Consider the following 15152-nt stretch of genomic DNA (forward strand, 5'->3'; position numbering starts at 1 on the left):
CGTCAGGCGGGCTTCGCCCGCAGGCCAAGCAGCACCATCCAGCCGCCCGCCTTCACCTGTTCCGGCGTCCGCCCGTCCACGTCGATGCCGAGCGTCGTCGCATAATGCGCGACCGCCACGGTCAGCGCCACGTTGATATAAAGCGGCCAGGTGAAGGCCTGGGTGAGGAAGCTGCCGGAGGCGATGAAGCTGACCATCCCGGCCGGCATGGCGGCGGCGATGGCGAAGGCCGCCGGCGGCACCGCCATGCCGCCGGCCAGCGCCATGTCCATCCGCTTCAGCACCTTGAAGCTGGCCTTCAGGGTGCCGACCGTCACCATCATGAACAGCCAGAAGCCGATGAAGCCGCTTTCCGACAAAGCGGCGAACCAAGTGCTGTGCACTGCCTTGGCGATGCCCTCGAAGGTACCGAGCATCGAGGAGTAGGTGTAGTAGTTGAGCCGGTAGTTCTCGAGCCCGACGCCGAAGATCGGGTGGTCCACCGCCATCCAGAAGGCGGCTTCCCAGGCGTTGAAGCGGCCCTGCGCGCTCTCGTCCACCATGCCGGCTTCCCCGGCGCCGCCCGAGGAGCGTCCCGAAATCCCCGCCGCGGCGAACAGCCCGATTGCCCCGACGCCGCCGATGGTCAGCAGCACCACCTTCGACTTGATCACGCGCAGGCCGAACAGCCCCATGATCGACAGGATGCCGAGCAAGCCGCCGCGGCTCTGGGTACAGAGGATGGCCCAGACGATCACGCCGAAGCCGACGACGCCGAGCGCGCGGTTGAGGAAGCCGACGCCCTTGGTGACCAGGAGCGTGACGGCGAAGGCGAGGGGGAAGAGCAACACCAGCGAGAGGTCGTTCGGGTCGCCGAGCACCGAGCCGTTGGCCCGGCCGATGGTGACCCGCGTGCCCTCCACCATCCCGATGCCTTGCAGCGCGTTGCTGATGGCGACGACGGAGGTGGCGATGCCGGCCAGGGTGAAGCCAGCGGCGGCGATGATGAAGCGCTTCGGCGTGGTGGTCAGCCAGGCGATGGCGAAGACCATGATGAAGATCTTGACGAAGGTGTCGGTCCAGTAGGCGATCGCCTGCGGCCGCCCGGCCGAGAAGAACATCCCCACCGTGACATGGGCAAAGAACCAGCACAGCCATTTCAGCTCCGGCCGCCAGTAGGGCTTGATGCGGCGGAAGAAGAAATGCACCGCCAGCACCGAGATTGTGCCGAGCGCCAGCATCTTCGGGATCTTGAAGGGTTCGAGGAACGGGTAGGCCTCGTGGATCCGGAAGAAGCTGAAGATGATGAAGCCGAGGCAGAGCGGGAAGGGGTCGCGCAGCGCGATCATCGCCGCGATGGGTGCCAGGCAGAGGCCGACGACGATGATCGGGTCCTTGACCGCCCACCACAGCCCGGCGATGGCCAAGGTCATCGCCAAGGCGAAGACCACCTGGCCGACCGGGTGGGTGATGGCCTCGGCCAGCTTCATCGCGGGGTGGGGGACGCCAGGCGTTGCGCCAGGGCCGCGAGCCGCAGCCGCCAGCCGGGCAGGTCGAGCGCCGGTGCCTCGCCGCGCCGCCAGCCGGCCGGGATCTCCTGGCGCAGCTCGGCCAGTAGCGTGCGGGCGCCGGCGTCGCGCGCCGCGGCCGCCTCCAGCCACAGCATCCAGCGCAGGTCGGCGACGCCGCGGCCGATCTGCAGCAGCCGCAGGTCGAGGTCGGGCACCGCGGCGCAGGGTTCCGGCTGCATCGGGTAGAGCTGCACGTCGGCCTCCCCGCTATCCGTCGGGTCGAAGGGATCGGCCCCGATCGCCCGACCATGCCATTGCAGGTAGCCGGCCGCGCCGGTCCGCCACAGGTGGAATCCCGCTGCGACCTCGACATCCGGCATATTGTACAACCAGGGCGTGGGGCCCGTCTTGCGCCAGCGCGCGATTTCCTGCGCGTCGATGCCGAAGCCAGCGTTGAGCAGCACCACGTCGAACAGCCCCAGCAGCTGCCGGTCGGCTGGACGGTTGAGCTGCCCGGCGACCCGTGCCTTCGGGTCACCGAGCCGGATGGCGCCGCGCAGCCGTTCCAGGTCGGCGGGCAGCGAGCCGGGGTTGCCCGGCTCGTCGGCGATGCTCCAGACCGGCGCCACCAGGCCGCGCGCGGCGAAGGCGCCGGCGATCTGCTGCATCAGCTCCGGCAGCAAAGCGATGCCGCGCGCCTCGACCATCCGCTTGATCGGCGTATAGGCCAGCAGGTCCATGGCGAACCCGGCCTCCCGCGCCAGGCCGAGGTCGGCGGCGATGCCGCGCGCATCGCCCGGCCAGGGGGTAGCCAGCGCAGGAGACAGCCCGGTCAGGCCGAGGCCGCGCATCGTCCGCAACTCGCACACCATGCCCAGCCGGGTCAGCTGGGTCAGCTCGGGGAACCAAGCCGCGTAGGGCGCCCAGTCGTGGTAGATGCCGACCGGCCGGTCGGCCGCGGGCAGGGTGACGGCGGGGACGTCCACCACCAGCGGCACCGCGGCGGCGCGGCCGCGGCTTTGGACCAGCAGGGTACCGGTATAGCGGCCGGGTGCTGCGTCCTCCGGCACCCGGAACAACATGTTCAGCCGGCGCGGCACGCCGGGCCGCAAGGTCAGCCGCGCCAGCTCGCCGCGGAGCTGCTCGGCTTCCAGGGTCACTTGCCCGGCCGAGGGGTTGTGCCGGGTGTAGCGCCAATGGCCCCAGCGCAGCTCTGCCGGCAGGGCGCGGCCGTTGTGTGTGGGCGGGATCAGCGTGACTCGCGGCGCGTCGTCGGCCTCAGGCGCCGCCACCATGGCGTCGAGCCAACCGATGGTGCCGCGGGCAATGGCGGGCGGCGGCGGGACAGTAGGGCCGGGCTGCCAGTCCGCCTGGGCCGGGTTGCCCTGCGGCAACAGGCCGAGCGCCAGGGTCTTCGCCGGCGGGCCGACCCTCGGTCCCACGACCGGCCAAGCCTCCAGGACCCGCTCGCGCCGCGCCGCCTCGACCAACCGCAGCGCCGCCTGGCCAGTGTCGGCGGGCTCAACCAGCAGGGCCGAGAGATAGGTCGCCTCGATGGTGTTGCCGGCGAGCTCGACCACGATGCGGCCGTCCTTGACCTCGACCGTCTGGGTCAGCAGGCCGCCGCGGCGGGCATAGAAGGCGGTCCAGGGGTCGGTGACGTCCTCCGCCTCGCGGCCGGCGTAATAGACCTCGCGCAGCCATTGCTCCGGCGTCTTGAGGTACCAGACCGGGGCGGCGCCGTTGACCAGGACGCGGCGCTGCAGGGGATGCGGGAGGTATTCCCAGTCGCCCGGGTCCTCGGTCCAGAGCGAGACGTCCCAGCGCCCGTTCGGCCAGGGCAGCACGAAGCGCTCGACCCCGCGCAGCCCGGTGCCGATCAGCGGTTGCTGCGACGACCGGCGGATCGGCACGCGCGGGCTGGCGCCGTTCTCGATGCGTGGGTCCTCGACCGGGACGCGGGTGAAGCCGGGGAAGACCGGCGCATCGTTCGGCCCAAAGGACAGGGCGGCGACATCGGCCGGCAAGATTACCGGGGTTTCCGCCCGCAGGGCGGTGATGCGGACCGGGGCGGCGCCGTAGCCGGTGTTGACGATGATCCGGCGGATCGTCCTGGCATTGAGGAAGCGGCCGGAGGGCGTCCGCCAGGCGCCGGGTGCGGTGCGGATGCGGAAGGCGCCGGGCAGGACGGTGCGTTCCAGTTCGAACCGGCTGGCGTAATTCGCCGATTGCGCATCATCGATGCGCAGCACCAGAACGACCGGGCCGGACTGCAGGTTGTCCCCCTCCAGCACGATTTCCTGCGCCGCGGCGAGGTCGCCGGGGCCGTCGAGCGCGAGCTGGGTCGGGCCGGGCCGGAAGCCGGCCAAGGGTTGGGCAGGGGCGGGAGAGCCGGCCAGAAGAATGCCCAGCAGGACCAGGACCGTTCCGGCACATGTGGCGATGCGTGTCATGCCCCGCAGATCGCAACCGCCATGCCGTGCCATGCGTCCCTCCCGGCCTCACCTTTCTCGCGAAGCGATGCAAGATGCAATTCGCCTTTGGCGCGTTGCGTGCAACAAGTGTCCGGCATCGAGCCCTTGACCGCCGACGCCAGGAACCCGCTGCCATGCGCCAAGCCGCCAGCCTGCCCGCCCTGACCCCGGCCGAAGTCGTCGCCCTTTCGGTCGAGCGGATCGCCATCGTCCTGGTGCTGCTGTTCTTCCTCGGCGGCATCCTTGTCTCCGCCATGAACGGCTACCAGGGCTCGGACGACGCCCGCTACATCGCCGGCGCCGAGGCCTGGATCGCCGAAGGCGTGCATGTCGCCCGCAACCATTGGGAGACCCGGCTACCCTACGTGCTGCTGATCGCCGCTACGGGGACGACGGCGACTTCGGTCCTTGCACTGCACATCGTGCTGGGGATGGCGCTGATCCTGATGTCCTGGCGGCTGTCGCGGCCGGTGATCGGGCCGCGCGCCGCGGTGGCCTTCGCCGCCGTCCTGGCCATGGCGGCCTTCATTCAGCAGATCGCCGGCCGGCTGCAGATCGAGGTGCTGGAACTGCTGCTGGCCGGTGCCGCCTTCTGGCTGGTCCGGCAGCGGATCGGCGGCGCCGGGCTGGCGCAGCTGGTCACCGCCGGCTTGCTGCTGGGGTTGGCCATCGTCACCCGGCAGACCTCGGCGGCGGTGGCGATCGGGCTCGGGCTGGCGCTGCTGCTGAACCGGCGGCTGGCGGATGGCGTGTCGCTGGCCGCGATGGCCGCGTTGCCGCTGGTCGCGGAGGCGGCCTTCTACTGGGCCATGACGGGCGACCCGCTGGCCCGGCTTAGGATCGACATGGGCCATGTGCTGGTCGAGGGCCAGCCGCTACCGGGCGGCGTCTCAACCATGGGCAACCCACTGTTCAACCCGGCGCTGGGCGCTGCCTGGCAGAACTCGACCCAGGGCATCCTGCATGTGCACTGGACGGTGGATGCTTTCCTGCGGCTGGTAACCTACCCGACCGGGCTGCTGACCTGGGTCCCCGCCCTGGTCCTGCTGGCCGTCCCGCGCTTCACCTTCGCCGGGCAGCAGCCGGGGCTGCGGCGCGACGTGCTGGTGATGATGGCCTGCGTCTACCTGGTCGTGGTCTTCGTCCTGACCCTGGCGCCGGAGCCGCGCTACTTCTCCATGGCGACCTACCTGGCGGCGATGGTGCTGGCGCTCGGCCTGACCCGGCTGGCGGAGCGGCGGCCGGGGCTGGCGATCCTCGGCATCCTCGGTCTGGCGGTGGCCGGGCCGCTCGCCGCCGACCTGAACCCGGCGCCGCGGCCGGTGGTGCCGCAGGTGGTCGCGCTGCTGCAAAGCGGGGCGGCGGGGACGGTGCTGCATGTCTCGGGACCGATCGAGGCGACCTCGCGGCTGGCCTTGCGGGAGGCCGGGCTATCGGGTCGGGTGAGCGGGGCGCCGCCGACGGCGGGGAGCTACTTCCTCGGATTTCCCGGCAACGACGCGCTGGATCTGGAGGCGACCTGCCCCGGCGGGGTGCCGCGGCTGCTGGAGGTGGCGCGGGGCACGACGTCGTCCAGCCTGGCCTGGGATATGGTGGAGATCCTCCGGCTGGAACCGCTGGTGCCGGCCGAGGCCGCGGCCTACCTGCGGCGGGAACGGTATGTGCCGGCGCTCTACAAGGTGGGATGCTGAGATGGGACAGGGCCGGGAAGGGAGTATTCCCCTTTCTGGCCTTGTCGATCCATGGGACGGAGCCTACGCGTCCAGGCTTGCGAGCGCCTGGGCGAGGTCGGCGATCAGGTCGTCCGGATGCTCGATGCCGATGCTGAGGCGGACCAGGCCTGCGGTCACCCCGATCCGCGCCCGGACCGCCTCCGGCACCCCGGAATGGGTGGTCGAGGCCGGGTGGCTGGCGAGCGATTCGGTGCCGCCCAGGCTGACCGCCAGTTTGAAGACCCGCAGCGCATTGAGCACCCGGAAGGCCGTCGCCTGACCGCCGGCGATCTCGATGCTGAAGGTCGAGCCCGGCCCGCTGCATTGCACGTCGTAGATCCGGCGGGCCGGGCTGCCCTCGGCCAGGTGGTTCAGGGCATGCACTGCCGTGATCCGAGGATGCCGCTCGAGAAACTCGGCCACCGCCTCGGCATTCCGCGCCGCGGCCCGCATCCGCAGCGACAATGTTTCCAACGACCGTCCCAGCATCCAGCAGGAATGCGGGTCGAGCTGGGTGCCGATGGCGCCGCGCAGCAGCCGGATGGGCCGCAGCATCGCCTTGCTGCCGACCGCGGCGCCGGCGACCAGGTCGCTGTGCCCGCCGACATACTTGGTCAGGGAATAGAGCACCACGTCGACACCATGTCGCAATGGCTGCTGGAAGACCGGGCCCAGCATCGTGTTGTCGCAGGCGATCACCGGGCGGTGGCCCTGCGCCTCGCCGATCCGGTCGGCCACGGCGCGGATCGCCGCTAGGTCCACCAGTGTGTTCAGCGGATTGGAAGGGCTCTCCACCAGCACCAGGCTGACCCGGCCGCGATTCATGGCGCGGGTCGCCGCGGCCTCGATCGCGGCGGGGCCGGTGCCGTCCGGGAAGCCTTCGGAGGCGATGCCGAATTCCGCCATGCTGCGCGCCAGCAGGGTCTCGGTCCCGCCGTAGAGCGGCTGGCTGTGCAGGATGGCGTCGCCCGGCCGGGCATAGGCCAGGATGGTGGTGGCGATCGCCGCCATGCCGGAGCCGAAGACCAGCGCCGTCTCTGCGCCGTCCCAGACCGATAGACGGTCCTCGACGATCTCGCTGTTCGGATGGTTGAAGCGGGAATAGACGAGGCCGGCGCCGCCCGCCGGCGCCTCCTTCCGCCCGGCCACCACGTCGAAGTAAGCTTGGCCTTCTTCCGCCGAGCGGAAGGCAAAGGTCGAGGTGAGGAAGACCGGCGGCTTGACCGAGCCCTCCGACAAAGCGGGGTCATAGCCATAGCCAAGCATGAGCGTCTCGGGGCTCAGCCGGTGGTTGCCGATCATCGTCTGGTGGCTGCGGTCCTCGGCCATGGAAGCCTCCTGTCCACCTCCTCAACGCGGCCCGGGCGCGGGCGTTAGCGCCATGCCCGCAGGATCTCCTCCGCCGTCGCCGCTTCCACCTGCTGCCCGTAGCGCTCGTGGTAGAGGCTCAGCAGCGCGTCATGGGTGTGGTCGGAGGAACTGCAGATCGCATCCGTCGCCACCACCACGCGGTAGCCGCGGTCGACCGCGCCCAGCACGGCGGCGAGGACGCAGACGTCGGTCTCGGCACCGCTGACCACCAGCGTGTCGGTGCCGCGTGCCTGCAGCAGCTCGTGCAGGCCGCTATCCACCCAGGGGCTGTAGACCCGCTTGTCCACCACCGCGGCCGGCGGCGCGAAGCGGGCCAGGGACGGGATCAGTTCGACCGCTTCGGGCGGCAGCGCCGCCAGCGTCATCGACGACCAGCGTTCCCAGTAGCGGCGCCAAGTGCCACGGCCCTCGCCGGGCCGACCGGCGGGGACGAAGCGGGTGAAGACGGTGCGGTCGGGATGAGCGGCGACCAGGCGCTCTACCAAGGGCAGCACGCGCGTCATCCAGGGCGTGTGCCATTCCGTCTGGCCGGCGAACAAATTCTGCATGTCGATGCAGAGATGGGCGCAGCGCGGACTCAGTGGCCCGTGCGGCAGGGCGTCCTGCGGCATGATATGTCTCCCAGTCCGCCCGCTAACGGGCGGGCGGGGCGGGGGATGCCACGGCTTACGCCTCCGGGACGTTCTTGCGCAGTTCCTCCAGCCATATCCGCGCATTGCCATCGGACGGGGCGCGCCAGTCGCCGCGCGGCGACAGTGAGCCGCCGGCGGCGACCTTCGGGCCGTTCGGCATGGCGCTGCGCTTGAACTGGCTGAAGCCGAAGAAGCGCTGCACGAAGACCTCCAGCCACCGGCGGATGTCGGCCAGCGGGTAGGCGAAACGCTTTTCCGCCGGAAAATGCGGCGGCCAACTGCCGCGCGCCGCGTCGCCCCAGGCCCGCAATGCAAGGAAGGCGATCTTCGACGGGCGGAAACCGTAGCGCAGCGTGTAGTACAGGTTGAAATCCTGCAGTGCATAAGGCCCGACCTTGGCCTCGGTGCTCTGGATCGTCTGGCCTTCGGTCGCCGGAATCAGCTCTGGCGAAATCTCGGTGTCGAGGATATCCGCCAATACGGCAGCGACCTCGGCATCGAAGTCCCCCGACGCCCCGACCCAGCGGATCAAATGCTGGATCAGCGTCTTCGGCACCCCCGCATTGACGTTGTAGTGCGACATCTGGTCGCCGACACCATAGGTGCACCAACCCAAGGCGAGCTCCGAGAGGTCGCCTGTGCCGAGGACGATGCCGTCGACGAAATTGGCAGCGCGGAACAGGTAGTCGGTGCGCAGGCCGGCCTGCACATTCTCAAAGGTGATGTCGTAGACCGGCTCGCCGCGTGAATAGGGGTGGCCCAGGTCGGCCAGCATCTGCCGCGCCGCCGGGCGGATATCCAGCTCATGCGCGGTGACGCCGAGCGCGGCCATCAGCCGGTGCGCATTGCCCTTGGTGCCGTCCGAGGTGGCGAAGCCGGGCATCGTGTAGGCGACGATGTCGGTGCGCGGTTTGCCCAGCAGGTCCATCGCCTTGGCGGCGACGATCAACGCATGGGTGCTGTCGAGGCCGCCGGAGACGCCGATCACCAGCCGCTTGATGCGTGCCGCCTCCAGCCGCTGGGTCAGGCCGGCGACCTGGATGTTGTAGGCCTCGTAGCAGTCCTGGGCGAGGCGCTCGGGGTTGGCGGGGACGAAGGGGAAGCGCTCGATCGGCCGCTCGAAGCCGATATCGTCCTCCGGCGGATCGAGCCGGAAGGGGATCGTGCGGAAGCCGGCCGCGGCCGGTGTGTTGCGGCGGTTGTCGTCGAAGGTACCCTGGCGCATGCGCTCCTGCCGGAGCAGGTCGAGATCCACGTCGGCCAGGGCGTACTGCGCGCCGCGCGGGAAGCGGGCGGTCTCCGCCAGCAGGGTGCCGTTCTCCCAGATCTCGGCCTGGCCGTCCCAGGCGACCTCAGTGGTCGATTCGCCGGCGCCGGCGGCGGTATAGGCATAGGCCGCGAGGCAGCGGGCCGATTGCGACTGGCAGAGCATCCGCCGGGTCTCCGCCTTGCCGATGGTGATCGGGCTGCCGGAGATGTTCAGCAACACGGTCGCGCCGGCCAGGGCGGCGGGACCGCTGGGTGGGATCGGCACCCAGAAATCCTCGCAGATTTCGGTGTGCAGGATCAGGCCGGGAACATCTTCCGCGGCGAAGAGCAGGGCGGCGGCGAAGGGGGCGACTTCCCCGGCAAAGCGGATCTCGCCGGTCGGCGCGGCGTCGCCCGGAGCGACCTGGCGCTTTTCGTAGAACTCGCGGTAGTTCGGCAGATAGCTTTTCGGCACCACGCCTAGCAGCCGGCCGCGATGGATCACCAGGGCGGTGTTGTAGATCCGGCCGGCATGCTGCACCGGCGCTCCCACCACCAGCACTGGCCGCAAGGTGCGGGACGCCTCCAGCAGCCTGGCTGCCGCCGCTTCCACCGCCTCCAGCAGGGCGTCCTGCAGCAGCAGATCCTCGATCGAGTAGCCGGACAAGGCGAGTTCCGGGAAGGCTGAGACCGCCACGCCGCGGGCGTCGCACTCGCGCGCCACCTCCAGGATGGCCGCCGCATTCGTTGCCGGGTCGGCAAGCGCGGTGCGGATGGTACAGGCGGCGACCCGGGCAAAGCCGTGGCCATAGAGGGACTCGAAGCGCATCGGGGACCCAGGGCTGGAGTTACGGAAATGGGGTGGATTGGGGGAGCCGAGTGTAACGCCTTAGCCTTGTACAGTCGTCATCCTCGACTGCGGTTCACCCCCACCCGGGAGGCGGCCCTGGCCGAAAAGCGGACACAGGGGCGTGGAGTCCCGTTGCGAATCCCGATGGGTGCGCTGATCGTGCGCTGCAGCAACGTGGATTTCCGCGCGCTGATTTCTCGGACATTTCCTCCTAAACTCGGCGGCGGCTCAGGGTGCCGCCTTCTTTGCCGGCGGCAGGACTCCCGATGCCGGAATCTCACAGACTTCCCAGTCTGCCGTCCAAGATGCCCCAAGGGGTGGTGGTGCCACCATGCGACATCGCGCGTCGGAACGCTGCGGGTCGCCTAGCCGGACCCGCACGTCCCGGGGCCACGGTCAGGCGGATCCACGAATATTCGATCCGTGCCGAAAATATAATACTGCCGTGAGTGTAGTTCCGGAAGCCTAGTGCTGCCTGGACACGGGCAACCCGCCCTGCGTACAGCAAAGATGCGGTCGGCTTCGCAGGCGCAGCAAAATACTCACTGAGTTGTGAGGCAGACGCGTGCAGGACTGTCCCTCGGTAGCGGCCGAGGACTCAACCGGGCGTTGGGCGGATGCAGGGAATAGGCATGGCGATTATTGGCCAGCGGCGAGACCGGCCGGGACTGCACGCCGGCGCCGACCTGTGACGGCTGCGCAATATCGCCGACCGGACCGGTGCATCCATGCACCGGGGCCGGACAGGCCACCCATGACTGACCGGCAGGCGGAGACAGCGCGATGGACATGAACCTCCCGGCCCGTGCCCGCCATGAATTCGCCCTCGGCGGCATCGGCATCGGCCCGGAGGTCGATTGGACGCCGGAGCCGCAGGCGCCAAGCCCCTGGCACGAGCATGTCCCCTTCGCGCTATGGCTGGTGAAGGCCCTGCGCCCCCGCAGCATTGTCGAACTCGGCCCGGCCGGTGGCGTCGCCTACGCCGCCTTCTGTCTGGCGGTCGAACGCCTCGGCCTGGCGACCCGCTGCTTCGCGGTGGAACGCGGCGCGGAGTTGGCTGGCCGGCCGCGCGAATCGGTGACCCGCATTGGCAGTGGCCGGCCGGATGGCCGCGGCCGCGCCTTCTCGACCCTGCTGCGGATGCGGCAGGAGGAGGCGCGGACGCATTTCGAACCTGGCGAGGTCGATCTGCTGCACATCGACGGTACCCAGGACCATGAGGCGGTGGCCAATGCCTTTCGGCTCTGGCGGGAAACCCTGTCGGACCGTGGCGTCGTCCTGTTCCATGACACCAACCTGCGCGATCGCCGCCAGGGCGTCTGGAAGCTCTGGCGAGAGTTGCAGGCGGCGCATCCGCATTTCGAGTTCCTGCACGGCAACGGGCTCGGCGTCCTCGGTCTGGGGGCCGCGCCGCCGGCGCCGGTCGCCGCGCTGTTCGCCGCAGGCGCCGAACCGGAAGAGGCCTTCGCCATCCGCCGCTTCTTCGCGGCGCGGGGCGAGGCGGTGCATGACCGCGTCCTGGTGCATGCGCTGGAAACCCGCATGGCCGGGGCGGAGGAGACCGCCTTCGCTGAACGCGACGTTGCACTGGCCGAACGCGATGAGGCCCGCGCCCGGGCGCAACAGGCCATCGCCGAGCGCGACCGCCTGGCCGCAGAATGCGCCGCGGCTCGGGCGGAACGTGACGCTACCCTGGCCGACGCACAGCATGCCCGCACCTTGCGGGAGGCGATGATCCGCTCGACCTCCTGGCGGATCACCCGGCCGATGCGCGTGGCGATCAATCTGGCACGGCGGGAGCCTAGCTATGTCGCCCAGGTGAAGCGGATCTTCGGCCGCGCCTCGCCCGCCCCGGGCGGCCAGTCGGCTCCGTCGATGCCATTGCTGGAAGCGTTGCTGCCCTCCGTCGTGCCGGGCGCGACCGACGCGCATGCCTATGTCGCCGCCCGGCTGCCGGCACTCATGGCCACCTTCCCGGAAACCGCGGCGCCGCGCCGGCTGACCCTGGTGACCGACAGCATCAATGCCGGTCACTTGTTTGGCGGCGTCGGCACGGCGGTGGTGCTGGCAGCCCTGCTGGCCAAGCGGATGGACGTACCGCTGCGCGTGGTGACGCGGCACGAACCGCCGGAGCCACGCAATTTCGGTACGGTGCTGAACGCGCACGGCATTCGCTACGACGGCAATGTCGAATTCCTGCATTCAGGCAACGATCGCAACGTGCCGATGGGGCCGGACGACCTGCTGCTCACGACATCCTGGTGGAGCACCTGGGCGGCGCTGCGGGCGGTGCGGCCGGACCGGATTCTCTACCTCCTGCAGGAGGATGAGCGGATGTTCTACCCCGCCGGCGACGAGCAATTGCGCTGCCGCGAAGTAATGGACGACACGCGTATCAGCTTCATCATCAATACTGCTGCGTTGCGCGACCACTTGTTGGGCGATGACGTGCGCGGGGTGGCGGCGAACAGCGTGGCCTTCGAGCCGGCTTTTCCAAAGGGAATCTATTACCGGGAACCGCGGCCGGTGCGCGAGAAGCGTCGCTTCTTCTTTTATGCACGACCCAATAACGACCGGAACCTCTTTCTGCGCGGGCTCGAAGCAGTCGCTGCAGCGATCGAGCAGGGTGTGTTGCCGGCGCAGGACTGGACCTACCATTTCGTCGGCAAAGACATCCCCCGCATCATGCTGCCCGGTGGAATCCAGCCGGAGATCGCACAGAACCTGCCCTGGGCCAGCTATGCCACGCTGATCCGAAGCATCGATGTCGGATTGTCGCTGATGTTCACGCCGCATCCCAGCTACCCGCCGCTCGACCTCGCGGCCAGTGGGGCGGTGGTGGTGACCAACCGCTTCGGACCGAAGGTCTCGCTTGAGCATTATTGCCGCAACATTCTCTGCGCGGAGCCATCGGTCGAGACGCTCGTTGCGGCACTGGGCGAGGCTGCGGCATTGGCGCAGGACGAGCCGCGGCGCGAGACGAACTATCGGGAAGCCCGCATCGGCCGGGACTGGGAAGCGGCGTTCGCCCCCGTGCTGGACCATGTCGCGCAAACCCACGGCGCCGGCTGAGCGATGTTCCCGAACGGTCCCGCGCCGGTCCGCTACAGCGATCCCTGGGCGCAAAGCTTGGCCTCACGGCTCGCCGCACTGTCCCGCGGGGCGCCGCGCGTCGCTTATTTTTACGAGCGGCCGGATACCAGCACCTTCCGCTACCGCTGCTTCAACATGATCGAATCGCTGGGCCTGGCCGAACCCGGCATCGGCGCTGCTTGGTTTAGCGCCGAGGACCTGGAATGGGCCGACCGGATCATTGATCGGGCCGACACCATCGTCATCTGCCGTGCCCGCTACACCCCGGCCTTCGGCCGGTTGATCGCCACCGCGAAGTCGCGCGGCCGCCGCGTGCTCTTCGACGTGGACGACCTGATCTTCGACACTCGCTTCACCCACATGGTCATGGACACGCTGGACCAGAACACCGGGGAAGCCGACCTCGATTTCTGGTTCGGCGTCATGGCCCGCATCGGGGAGACGATGCGGCTCTGCGATGGTGTCATCCTGACCAACGACTACCTGGCGCGGCGGGCGACCGATTTCTGCGGCCTGCCGTGCTGGGTGGTGCCGAATTTCTTGAACGGTGCGCAACTCGATGTCTCCGCCAGCATCGTCGAACGCAAACGCGCGTCCGGTTGGCGCCGGGATGGCCGCATCCATCTCGGGTATTTTTCCGGCACGCCCTCGCACAACCGGGACTTCGCCATCATCGCCGATACCATGGCCGAGCTGCTGCAGCGCGACCGGCGGCTGGTGCTGCGCATCGTCGGGTTCCTGGAACCCAAGGGCCGGCTGGCCGCCATGACGGACCGCATCGAACGCTTTCCGTTGCAGGATTTCATGAACCTGCAGCGGCTGATCGGCGAGGTGGAGCTGAACCTGGTGCCCTTGCAGGACAACACCTTCACCAACTGCAAGTCGGAGCTGAAGGTCTTCGAGGCTGCAATCACCGGCACCATCAGTATCGCATCCCCAGGCTTCACCCTGAAGCAAGCGATCGAGGAGGGTGAGACCGGCTACCTCGCCCCTGCTTACCGATGGGAGGAAGTGGTGCTGCGGGCGATCGAGCGGTTGGACGATTATCCGCGCATGGCGGAGGCTGCGCTCGCGGCAGCCGAGGAGCGCTACGGACCAGCGCGACAGGCCAAGGCGATCACCGCAGCGATCTTCGGCGGCTGAAACGGGGGAGGGGGCATGTCGGAGCGCAACGCCAAGCTGTTGGAGGGCGTGGCGCGCGACGCCCCGCTGATCGAGATCGGGCCCAGCTTCAATCCGGTTGCGCCGAAAGCCGAGGGCTGGCGGGTAACCATCGTCGACCACGCCAGCCAGGCGGAACTTGTGACGAAATATGCCGGCGGCGCGGTGGACACCGACCGGATCGAGCCGGTCGACGTCGTCTGGGCCGGGGGGCCGCTGCATGAAGCCGTCCCGGTAACACAGCACGGCAGCTATGCCGCGCTGATAGCCTGCCATGTGGTGGAACATCTGCCGGATCTGATCGGCTTCCTGCGCTCGGCCCAGCGGTTGCTAGACCCGGACCATGGCGCGTTGCTGCTGGCAGTGCCGGACAAGCGGCTCTGCTTCGACTTCTTCCGACCGCCGTCGACGACCGGGCAGTTCGTTGCGGCGCATCGGGCGGGACAGGCCCGGCACACGCCGCGGGCAATGTTCGACCATGTTGCCTACAGCGCCACCGACGGCGGTCGGGCCGGCTGGGGCCAGCAGCATTTGATGGAACTGCGGCTGGAACATACGCTGGAACAGGCCGCGGAGCAGATGGACCGCGCCGAGGCCGGGGATGGGTACACCGATTGCCACGGCTGGCAATTCACCCCGGCAAGCTTCGAGTTGCTGGTGCTGGAATTCGGTGCGCTCGGCCTGACCGATTGGCGCGTGGAATGGCTGGAGCCGCGTCCGGCGGTGGAGTTCCTGGCTCGACTGGTGCGGGGGCGGGAGGCGTTCTCCTCAGCCGCGGCAAGGGAAACGCGCCGCCTGGACCTGTTGAAGCGCATGGTGCTTGAGCAGCGGGACCAAGCAGACCGGTTGCTGGCCGAACCGGCCGAGCCGATCGTCCTGGCTGCGAAAGATGATGCACGGCTCGATGCCATGGACGCGATGCTGCGCGACATGCATCAAGCGCAGCGCGACCTGCTACAAACCCAACTTCCCACCATTACCGCCGAACTCGGCGCGGTTCGTGCGGCGCTGGACGGGTTGCGCCCGGTCGGTGCGGCGATGGAGGCGATTTTGCCGGTCCGCCGTACCATCGCCCGGATGCGCGGTCGGCTCTGATTTACTGGGGCCGCGGGGCCCCGCAT

Annotated in this window: 9 protein-coding genes; 4 read left to right on the top strand and 5 right to left on the bottom strand. The window is 69.1% G+C overall.

The window, feature by feature from the left end; genetic code table 11:
• Positions 1–2 precede the first annotated feature (2 nt).
• Positions 3–1469, bottom strand: a complete 1467-nt coding sequence (locus ACFQS7_RS08355) for an O-antigen ligase family protein (RefSeq protein WP_380066584.1) — start codon at positions 1467–1469, stop codon at positions 3–5.
• Complete coding sequence (locus ACFQS7_RS08360; RefSeq protein WP_380066585.1) at positions 1466–3943, bottom strand: hypothetical protein; 2478 nt, start codon at positions 3941–3943, stop codon at positions 1466–1468. Before ACFQS7_RS08360 ends, ACFQS7_RS08355 begins: the two co-directional genes overlap by 4 nt.
• A 155-nt stretch (positions 3944–4098) precedes the next feature.
• Between ACFQS7_RS08360 and ACFQS7_RS08365 the strand changes: the two genes are divergently transcribed.
• On the top strand, positions 4099–5655 hold the full coding sequence (locus ACFQS7_RS08365; RefSeq protein WP_380066586.1) for a hypothetical protein: 1557 nt from the start codon (positions 4099–4101) through the stop codon (positions 5653–5655).
• A 63-nt stretch (positions 5656–5718) separates the two neighbouring features.
• Here ACFQS7_RS08365 and ACFQS7_RS08370 read toward each other — a convergent pair whose 3' ends face one another.
• Genes ACFQS7_RS08370 through ACFQS7_RS08380 form a run of 3 tightly spaced genes read right to left on the bottom strand, consistent with a single transcriptional unit; the run spans position 5719 to position 9756 of the window.
• On the bottom strand, positions 5719–7005 hold the full coding sequence (locus ACFQS7_RS08370) for a cystathionine gamma-synthase family protein (RefSeq protein ID WP_380066587.1): 1287 nt from the start codon (positions 7003–7005) through the stop codon (positions 5719–5721).
• Positions 7006–7049: 44 nt separating this feature from the next.
• A complete protein-coding gene (locus ACFQS7_RS08375; RefSeq protein WP_380066588.1) occupies positions 7050–7658 on the bottom strand; it encodes a cysteine hydrolase family protein in 609 nt (202 codons plus the stop codon).
• A gap of 55 nt (positions 7659–7713) precedes the next feature.
• On the bottom strand, positions 7714–9756 hold the full coding sequence (locus tag ACFQS7_RS08380; protein WP_380066589.1) for an NAD(+) synthase: 2043 nt from the start codon (positions 9754–9756) through the stop codon (positions 7714–7716).
• An 804-nt stretch (positions 9757–10560) separates the two neighbouring features.
• Between ACFQS7_RS08380 and ACFQS7_RS08385 the strand changes: the two genes are divergently transcribed.
• From ACFQS7_RS08385 to ACFQS7_RS08395, 3 genes are read left to right on the top strand one after another with little or no spacing between them, the layout of a single operon-like run.
• On the top strand, positions 10561–12849 hold the full coding sequence (locus ACFQS7_RS08385) for a class I SAM-dependent methyltransferase (RefSeq protein ID WP_380066590.1): 2289 nt from the start codon (positions 10561–10563) through the stop codon (positions 12847–12849).
• 57 nt (positions 12850–12906) lie between these two features.
• Entirely contained in the window at positions 12907–14013 is a 1107-nt protein-coding gene (locus ACFQS7_RS08390) for a glycosyltransferase (protein WP_380066591.1), read from the top strand.
• Positions 14014–14028: 15 nt separating this feature from the next.
• Positions 14029–15126 (top strand): methyltransferase domain-containing protein, encoded by a 1098-nt coding sequence (locus ACFQS7_RS08395; protein WP_380066592.1) that lies wholly within the window; start codon positions 14029–14031, stop codon positions 15124–15126.
• Positions 15127–15152 lie beyond the last annotated feature (26 nt).

Origin of the sequence: Dankookia sp. GCM10030260 (assembly GCF_042666655.1) — a bacterium.
Classification (GTDB): domain Bacteria; phylum Pseudomonadota; class Alphaproteobacteria; order Acetobacterales; family Acetobacteraceae; genus Paracraurococcus.

Bases quoted from the DNA above. Each gene is read 5' to 3' on its own strand.
- ACFQS7_RS08355 (WP_380066584.1), bottom strand. From the start codon at position 1,469: ATGAAGCTGGCCGAGGCCATCACCCACCCGGTCGGCCAGGTGGTCTTC.
- ACFQS7_RS08360 (WP_380066585.1), bottom strand. From the start codon at position 3,943: ATGACACGCATCGCCACATGTGCCGGAACGGTCCTGGTCCTGCTGGGC.
- ACFQS7_RS08365 (WP_380066586.1), top strand. From the start codon at position 4,099: ATGCGCCAAGCCGCCAGCCTGCCCGCCCTGACCCCGGCCGAAGTCGTC.
- ACFQS7_RS08370 (WP_380066587.1), bottom strand. From the start codon at position 7,005: ATGGCCGAGGACCGCAGCCACCAGACGATGATCGGCAACCACCGGCTG.
- ACFQS7_RS08375 (WP_380066588.1), bottom strand. From the start codon at position 7,658: ATGCCGCAGGACGCCCTGCCGCACGGGCCACTGAGTCCGCGCTGCGCC.
- ACFQS7_RS08380 (WP_380066589.1), bottom strand. From the start codon at position 9,756: ATGCGCTTCGAGTCCCTCTATGGCCACGGCTTTGCCCGGGTCGCCGCC.
- ACFQS7_RS08385 (WP_380066590.1), top strand. From the start codon at position 10,561: ATGGACATGAACCTCCCGGCCCGTGCCCGCCATGAATTCGCCCTCGGC.
- ACFQS7_RS08395 (WP_380066592.1), top strand. From the start codon at position 14,029: ATGTCGGAGCGCAACGCCAAGCTGTTGGAGGGCGTGGCGCGCGACGCC.